Annotated in this window: 6 protein-coding genes, 2 tRNA genes and 1 rRNA gene; 1 reads left to right on the forward strand and 8 read right to left on the reverse strand. The window is 39.0% G+C overall.

The genetic code is table 11. The annotated features are described in order from the left end of the window. Nucleotides 1-199: 199 nt before the first annotated feature. Nucleotides 200-2,137 (forward strand): ABC-F family ATP-binding cassette domain-containing protein, encoded by a 1,938-nt coding sequence (locus IC621_RS23480; protein ID WP_191162044.1) that lies wholly within the window; start codon nucleotides 200-202, stop codon nucleotides 2,135-2,137. 401 nt (nucleotides 2,138-2,538) lie between these two features. Here the strand turns inward: IC621_RS23480 and tsaD are convergent, their stop codons facing one another. The 8 genes from tsaD to rrf form a co-directional block, all read right to left on the reverse strand. Further along, complete coding sequence (gene tsaD / locus IC621_RS23485) at nucleotides 2,539-3,558, reverse strand: tRNA (adenosine(37)-N6)-threonylcarbamoyltransferase complex transferase subunit TsaD (protein WP_224752767.1); 1,020 nt, start codon at nucleotides 3,556-3,558, stop codon at nucleotides 2,539-2,541. After that, the gene (gene rimI / locus IC621_RS23490) at nucleotides 3,555-4,019 is read right to left on the reverse strand and encodes a ribosomal protein S18-alanine N-acetyltransferase (RefSeq protein ID WP_191162046.1); all 465 of its coding nucleotides are present in this window, start codon (nucleotides 4,017-4,019) and stop codon (nucleotides 3,555-3,557) included. Before rimI ends, tsaD begins: the two co-directional genes overlap by 4 nt. Before the next feature lies 1 nt (nucleotide 4,020). Then, on the reverse strand, nucleotides 4,021-4,710 hold the full coding sequence (tsaB, locus tag IC621_RS23495) for a tRNA (adenosine(37)-N6)-threonylcarbamoyltransferase complex dimerization subunit type 1 TsaB (protein WP_191162048.1): 690 nt from the start codon (nucleotides 4,708-4,710) through the stop codon (nucleotides 4,021-4,023). Continuing rightward, nucleotides 4,691-5,167, reverse strand: coding sequence for a tRNA (adenosine(37)-N6)-threonylcarbamoyltransferase complex ATPase subunit type 1 TsaE (tsaE, locus tag IC621_RS23500; RefSeq protein WP_191162051.1), 477 nt, complete (start codon nucleotides 5,165-5,167; stop codon nucleotides 4,691-4,693). The genes tsaB and tsaE overlap by 20 nt, the downstream gene beginning before the upstream one ends. Before the next feature lie 4 nt (nucleotides 5,168-5,171). Continuing rightward, a complete protein-coding gene (gene thiL / locus IC621_RS23505; protein WP_191162053.1) occupies nucleotides 5,172-6,164 on the reverse strand; it encodes a thiamine-phosphate kinase in 993 nt (330 codons plus the stop codon). A 413-nt stretch (nucleotides 6,165-6,577) separates the two neighbouring features. Then, a tRNA-Asp gene (locus tag IC621_RS23510) sits at nucleotides 6,578-6,654 on the reverse strand. A 3-nt stretch (nucleotides 6,655-6,657) separates the two neighbouring features. Further along, a tRNA-Met gene (locus tag IC621_RS23515) sits at nucleotides 6,658-6,734 on the reverse strand. Between the two features lie 176 nt (nucleotides 6,735-6,910). Beyond that, a 5S ribosomal RNA gene (gene rrf, locus IC621_RS23520) occupies nucleotides 6,911-7,005 on the reverse strand; the annotation flags it as partial.

The following is a 7,005-nucleotide window of genomic DNA, read 5'->3' on the forward strand; positions in this document are numbered from 1 at the left end:
TGAATCATTTAAGTTGAAGCAAATATCGAAGTTAGCGCTTCCATTTGAATAACCTAAAGATATCCTAGTATTGACTATACACTATTATTGCTTATCTGTCTGTTTACTTATTGTGACAATTCTGTATCTAAGCCTCTAGTAAGTTGATAGCGGCATGACTCTTAGGCTACACTTACATTAGGATAATAGAGGTGAAGAAATGATTATAATACAAGTTAATCAGCTGTCAAAACTATTTGGTGCTGACCTTATTCTATCGAATATCAAGCTGGAAGTACAAACGAAAGATCGGATTGCAATCGTTGGCAGAAACGGTGCTGGAAAATCCACTCTTTTGAAAATAATCGCGGGCCAACTCTCCTATGATACCGGTGAATTGATAAAACCGAAGCATATTTCAATTGGCTACCTTGCACAAGATACAGGTTTGGAGTCTTCATTATCCATATGGGACGAAATGCTTACTGTTTTTAAACATTTGCAAAAAATGGAGAATGAAATGCGGGAGCTTGAGGAGCAAATGTCGTTATTAAACCCTGCAGAGCATTCCAGTCAATTTGAACGTTTGATGAATGACTATGACCGGCTCCAAATCCGCTTCAAGGATTCAGGAGGCTATCAGTATGAAGCAGATATTCGTTCCATTTTACATGGGCTAGGCTTTTCAAACTTTGAGTATTCCACAAGTATCAGCAGCTTAAGCGGCGGTCAAAAAACACGCCTTGCACTCGGAAAACTCCTGTTAACAAGCCCTGATTTACTTATCCTTGATGAGCCCACAAACCATTTGGACATTGAAACCTTAACATGGCTGGAGCAGTACTTACAAGGCTATGATGGGTCCATTTTGATTGTTTCCCATGACAGGTACTTTCTTGATAAAGTGGTCAATCAAGTATACGAAATCTCAAGAAAACAATCAAACAAATTTATCGGAAACTACAGTCGATATTTAGAGATTAAAGCCGCCAACTATGAAAATGAACTCAAGGCATTTGAAAAGCAACAGGAAGAAGTCGCCAAGCTTCAAGACTTTATTGCGCGGAACCTTGCCAGAGCCTCTACTACGAAACGAGCTCAGAGCAGACGCAAGCAGCTTGAAAAAATGGAGTTAATGGACAAGCCTCATGGGGACGAGAAATCTGCTTCTTTTTCTTTTAACATCGAAAGACAAAGTGGAAATGATGTTTTAAAAGTGGAAGACCTGGCCATATCCTATGATGCAAAGAATCCGATTCTCTCTAATGTTACTTTTTCAGTCACCAGAGGAGACAGTATCGCTCTCGTAGGACCAAACGGTATCGGCAAGTCAACCCTGTTAAAAAGCTTAATTAACCGGTTAAAACCGATCTCAGGCTCTTTTCGATTTGGGTCGAACGTAAAGGTTGGTTACTATGACCAGGAACAAGCGGAACTAACGTCGAGGAAGAGGGTTTTAGACGAGCTGTGGGACGAATATCCGGAAATGAATGAAAAGGATATTCGTACGGTTCTAGGAAACTTCCTATTTTCAGGAGATGATGTCCTTAAACCAGTTCATACTTTGAGCGGCGGTCAAAAAGCCAGATTAGCTTTAGCCAAGCTAATGTTACAAAAAGCAAATTTTTTGATCCTTGATGAGCCCACAAACCATCTTGACTTAGATAGTAAAGAAGTTTTAGAAAACGCCTTAATTGATTATCCAGGAACGATTTTGTTTGTTTCCCATGACCGTTATTTTATCAACAGAATAGCCACAAAGGTAGATGAGTTATCCAGTGCAGGCATTAGAGAGTACCTTGGTGACTATGATTATTTCCTAACAAAAAAAGAAGAGCAGGCAGAATTTGAAAAGCTTGAAGAAAACGAAAGAAATCCTAAGCACGTTCAAAAGGCTTCATCATCTGATGCAAAGCTGAATTATCAACAAGAAAAAGAGCTAAAAAAGGCGGAAAGACAAAAACAACGAAAAGTCGAAGAAATTGAATTGAAAATCAGTCAGCTAGAAGAAACTATCGAAAAAAATGAAGAATTATTATGCGACCCAGACATCTATCAAGACCATGCACAAGTACAAATACTGAATACCGAAAATGAAACCTATAATCAGCAACTAGAAAACCTGATGGCTGAATGGGAAAAATTGATGGAAAACTAAAAATTAAAGCAGCAAGACCAGATGATATCAAATCTGGTCTTGTTTTTGTCCAAATTTTCATATCCGTTCCAAACGCCGGCAGCTAAGATCTCAAGCTAATACGGCTGGCACATCTTATGTTTGTCTTCGGTATACTGGCGCTTCTCACTTTTTTATTCACCAACAAGTTATCCACAATCCGCCCTTATATTCCCCACTAACCCTTTAAAGTTATTCACATTATCCACAAAACCACTCAAGGTTATCCACATCCGAAAAGGTGATTAAAGCCTTAATTCTCATACATTCAATTATATTACCCACAACCCTTAATTTCCTGTGGATATCTATGTTGATATGTTAAAGATTTAAAAAGGGTGCCAGGCACCAAATTAACAATTTGGTGCCTGGCACCCTACTACTTAAATAGATGTCAGTTCTAATCCAGGATATGCATTCATGTCAAGTTTTCCTCTTACCCCTTTTTCAAAAAGGATGCTTCCTGCTGCTGCAATCATTGCTGCATTATCGGTGCATAGGGAAAGCGGAGGAATGACAAGTTCTATTTCCTTCTCGTTTGTAAATGTTTCTTCTAAAGCTTTTCTTAAACCTTTATTAGCCGCAACACCGCCAGCTAACAGCACTTGCTGAACATTATACTCTTTTGCTGCCCTCTCAGTTTTAGTTACTAACACTTCTATTACACTTTGTTGAAAGCTTGCTGCTAAGTCTTTTGGATCAATTGAAATTCCTTTTTGGTCTGCATTATGAAGGGTGTTAATAACTGCCGATTTTAAACCACTAAAGCTAAAATGATACGTCCCTTCCATCCAAGCACGAGGTAAATCAATAGAAGGGTTGCCTTGATGTGCCAGGCGATCAATATGCGGGCCGCCGGGGTATGGCATTTTTAATGTTCTTGCTACTTTGTCATAGGCTTCCCCTGCGGCATCATCAAGAGTTTCCCCAATCACTTCAAAATGTCCATGCTCCTTCATCAGCACCAGCTCAGTATGGCCGCCGGAAACAACCAATGAGAGCACTGGAAATTTAAACTCTTTTAAGAGCCGATTCGCATAAATATGTCCTGCTATGTGATGGACACCAATTAAAGGGATCTGATGAGCAAAAGCTAATGCTTTCGCTGCATTTACACCAATTAATAATGCTCCCACCAAACCAGGTCCCTTTGTTACAGCAATGGCATCAATTTCTGCAAATGTTAACTTTGCATTTGTCATAGCTTCTTCCAGCACTATTGTAAATTGCTCGACATGATGTCTTGAAGCTATTTCTGGAACCACTCCTCCAAATCGTTTATGACTTTCGATTTGAGAAGCGACTACATTTGAAATAATTTCGGTTCCATTCTTAATAATAGCAACAGCTGTTTCATCACAGCTAGTCTCAATTCCTAATATATATTGATCTTTTGAACTCATGATAATTTCACCCACATTAATAACGCATCTTCTTGGTTATCGGTATAATAGTTTTTTCGAATACCGCCTGATTGAAAGCCATGCTTTTTGTATAGAGCTTGAGCAATTGTGTTAGACATTCTTACTTCTAATGAAAGTCTGTTTGCTCCAAGTTTTTTTGCACCCTCTATCGCTGCCCCTAGCAAGGTCTCTCCTAAGCCTCTCCCCCGAAATTCAGGAGAAATCGCAATATTCGTAATTTGGGCATCATCAAAAATAACCCATAATCCACAATATCCTGCTATCTCATTGTTATACTCAATTACTAAATACGTCGCAAAGTTATTATACGAAATCTCATTATAAAAAGACTCCCGTGTCCATGGGGTAGAAAATGAATGTTTTTCAATTTCATAAACTTTATCTATATCAGCCATTGTCATAAGGCGAATAATAATCGATTCTTTCCCAATATCCACCATCTTATTTGTTTCTCTCCAGCCATTTTACTTCTGCTTCAGCAAGACGAATGTAATTAGGCACCAATGTATGCACATTCTCTCCCTCTTTATCTAATCCTAATAAGGCTAATTCAGAAGGACGCGGATTCCGCTCTGTAATAGCAGGGCAAACCGCTTGCTTACCTAAAGCTTTCTCGATAGATTCCCAATGGATATCTATATCACTGCTGATAAACAAGATGGATTCGTTTAAAACTTTGAGCTGCTCAAGTAAATCTACAAGTAATACATTTTGATCTTCCATGATATTTATCAGCTGATCATTTTCATACTTGTAAACGCCTGTATAAACTTGTCCCCTTCTTGCATCAAAAAAAGGACAAATATACCCAGGAAAATGCCGTCCAGCTGCTGCTGCAACCTCTAAACTCGAAATTCCTACAATCGGAATGTTCAATGACCATGCAAGCGTCTTTGCTATAGTCACACCGATTCTTACACCAGTATAAGAACCTGGTCCCTTTGCCACAATAATTTTCTCCAAGTCCTTTGGTTTCAGATCGCAATCGGTTAACAGCTGATCTATTGCCGGCATCGCTCGAACTGAATGGTTTTTCTTAATATTCGTGATATACTCACCAATCACTTTCCCCTCATCCACAATAGAAACCCCTAAACTATAGTTTGAGGTGTCAATCGCTAGTGCTTTCATAATTCTTTAGCTCCTCGCAAATTTTCACATACCCCTCTCCATTAGGAAAAAAGGTGATCTTTCGTTCTTCCAATCCTAGGTGATAAATGTATAGATCTAAACGTTCTTTAGGTAACTGCTCTTTAATAAGGGAGGCCCATTCAACAATCGTGACACCTTCCCCTTCAAAATATTCCTCAAATCCTAAATCCTCTTCACTATCCTCTAAACGGTAAACATCCATATGGTAGAGGGGAAATCGTCCCCCATGATATTCTTTCATGATCGTAAAAGTTGGACTATTTACATTTTTAATAATCCCTAAACCTTTAGCTATGCCTTTTGTAAACGCCGTCTTCCCCGCACCTAGATCACCTTCTAAAGTGACAACAGATCCTTCATGGAGCAATAGTGCCAGCCTCACAGCCAGCTCCTCAGTCTCTTTGGGACTGTTCGTTATAAATTCATACCCGCTCATTTTATCACCTGTCTTGCTTAAAATGATTATATCCAGATTTTTTCAATTTTTGCTCCACTTTGTCCCTTTGCAGCCATACCTCTGCAGGCCCTTTTTCTACTATACCGATTTTCGATATTTGAAAGTCATTTTCTTTCGCTATTTTCTTTATAAAACTCCAGGAATCTACGGAAGCGGTCCCGACTAACTCAAAGTCTTCTCCGCCAAATAATACCCACTTTTCTATTAAGTCTTCCCTCAATGTTAAAATCTCTTTACTTTTTGGAATATCCCTAAACTCAATTTTTATAGACACCTGACTTGCTTCAGCAATTTCATGCAGTTCACTTGCCAATCCATCACTAATATCATTCAGCGCTACTCGTTCCATTTTAGAAAGATACCTGCCTTCCTTGACTCTTGGAGAAGGGTATTTATGCCTATTTATCAAGAAATGAGAAATATTAGGATCTCTAACTGACACTTTTTTCAAAAGCAAATCTAAACCAGCAGCAGAATCACCAAGAGTACCTGTAACAAAAACAACATCACCAGGCATGGCATTACTTCTCAACCCGATATGATCCTTTTCTATTTCCCCAATAACTGTTACCGTTATTACTAATTTATCTCCGGTTGAAACCGTGTCTCCACCAATCAGATCCATCATGTAGGTTTTAGCTAGTTTAGCCATACCTTGATAAATACCTATGATTTCCTCCTCCTTCCAATGAGGAGGAATGGCAATCGAAATTAAATAATACTTCGGAATAGATGCCATAGCCGCCAAATCACTAATATTAACAGCGAGCCCTTTGTAGCCAATTTCTTCAGGTGTGGAGAATTCTTTTAAAAAATGAACACCTTCTACCATCGTATCCACACAAACTACCTGGCGGGCGCCATCAAGTACTTTATATACGGAAGCATCATCGCCAATGGGAGTAATTAATTCACTATGGAGGATTTTGGTTGGTTTAATTTTATGTATAAAAGAAAATTCATCGAATAATGACATAATAACCCCAACTTTACACACTAATGATAAAAAATCCCCAGGATACACCTAAAGGGATGTAATATTTATAGTTTAGCCTATAAACATAGTTTATCCAAGTATTGAACAAGCATATCAATGAAGCCAGATAAAAATGTAAGATGTGTTGAAACTGCATTTTAGATATTGCTAACATGTTAAGATCCTTCGCTGGAAAACAAAACTTCCTAGCCTCGAAGACCTAATTTTTACGACCTTTTTATAAAAACAGAAAATTCAGGTTAATCAAAGTGTTAACGTGTTAGTGCCTGTAATCGTTATCTAGCTCAAGACGTCTTGTGCTTTTCGATGTATAAAAGTGAACAAATTACACAATCAGTTGCTCTAAAAACGACAAAAAAACGAAACCTTCGTTTCGTTGAATAAATAATATATGGCGGTCCGGACGGGACTCGAACCCGCGACCTCCTGCGTGACAGGCAGGCATTCTAACCAACTGAACTACCGGACCATTTGGTTGCGGGGACAGGATTTGAACCTGCGACCTTCGGGTTATGAGCCCGACGAGCTACCAGACTGCTCCACCCCGCGATAATATAAAGAATATAGTGTTTCTATGCTCTTAAGCTTGTAGGTTTAACTAATCGTCCTGATTTCAGGAAGTATTTCAAGAATCTGCTAAATCAGTACTCTGCAGCTTATTCGAGGTATGCTCGAATTCCATAAAAAATATCAAGCTGGAGCATTTTCTCCAGCCTAAAAATTCAACCTGGCGACGTCCTACTCTCACAAGGGGAAGCCCCTCACTACCATTGGCGCTGAAGAGCTTAACTTCCGTGTTCGGCATGGGAACGGGTGTGAC

This window comes from Metabacillus arenae (genome assembly GCF_014773385.1).
GTDB classification, from domain to species: Bacteria; Bacillota; Bacilli; order Bacillales; family Bacillaceae; genus Metabacillus_D; species Metabacillus_D arenae.

What these genes read in the sequence shown, in the direction of transcription:
- IC621_RS23480 (WP_191162044.1), top strand. Translation starts at nt 200, where the DNA reads ATGATTATAATACAAGTTAATCAGCTGTCAAAACTATTTGGTGCTGAC.
- tsaD (WP_224752767.1), bottom strand. Translation starts at nt 3,558, where the DNA reads ATGAGTTCAAAAGATCAATATATATTAGGAATTGAGACTAGCTGTGAT.
- rimI (WP_191162046.1), bottom strand. Translation starts at nt 4,019, where the DNA reads ATGGTGGATATTGGGAAAGAATCGATTATTATTCGCCTTATGACAATG.
- tsaB (WP_191162048.1), bottom strand. Translation starts at nt 4,710, where the DNA reads ATGAAAGCACTAGCGATTGACACCTCAAACTATAGTTTAGGGGTTTCT.
- tsaE (WP_191162051.1), bottom strand. Translation starts at nt 5,167, where the DNA reads ATGAGCGGGTATGAATTTATAACGAACAGTCCCAAAGAGACTGAGGAG.
- thiL (WP_191162053.1), bottom strand. Translation starts at nt 6,164, where the DNA reads ATGTCATTATTCGATGAATTTTCTTTTATACATAAAATTAAACCAACC.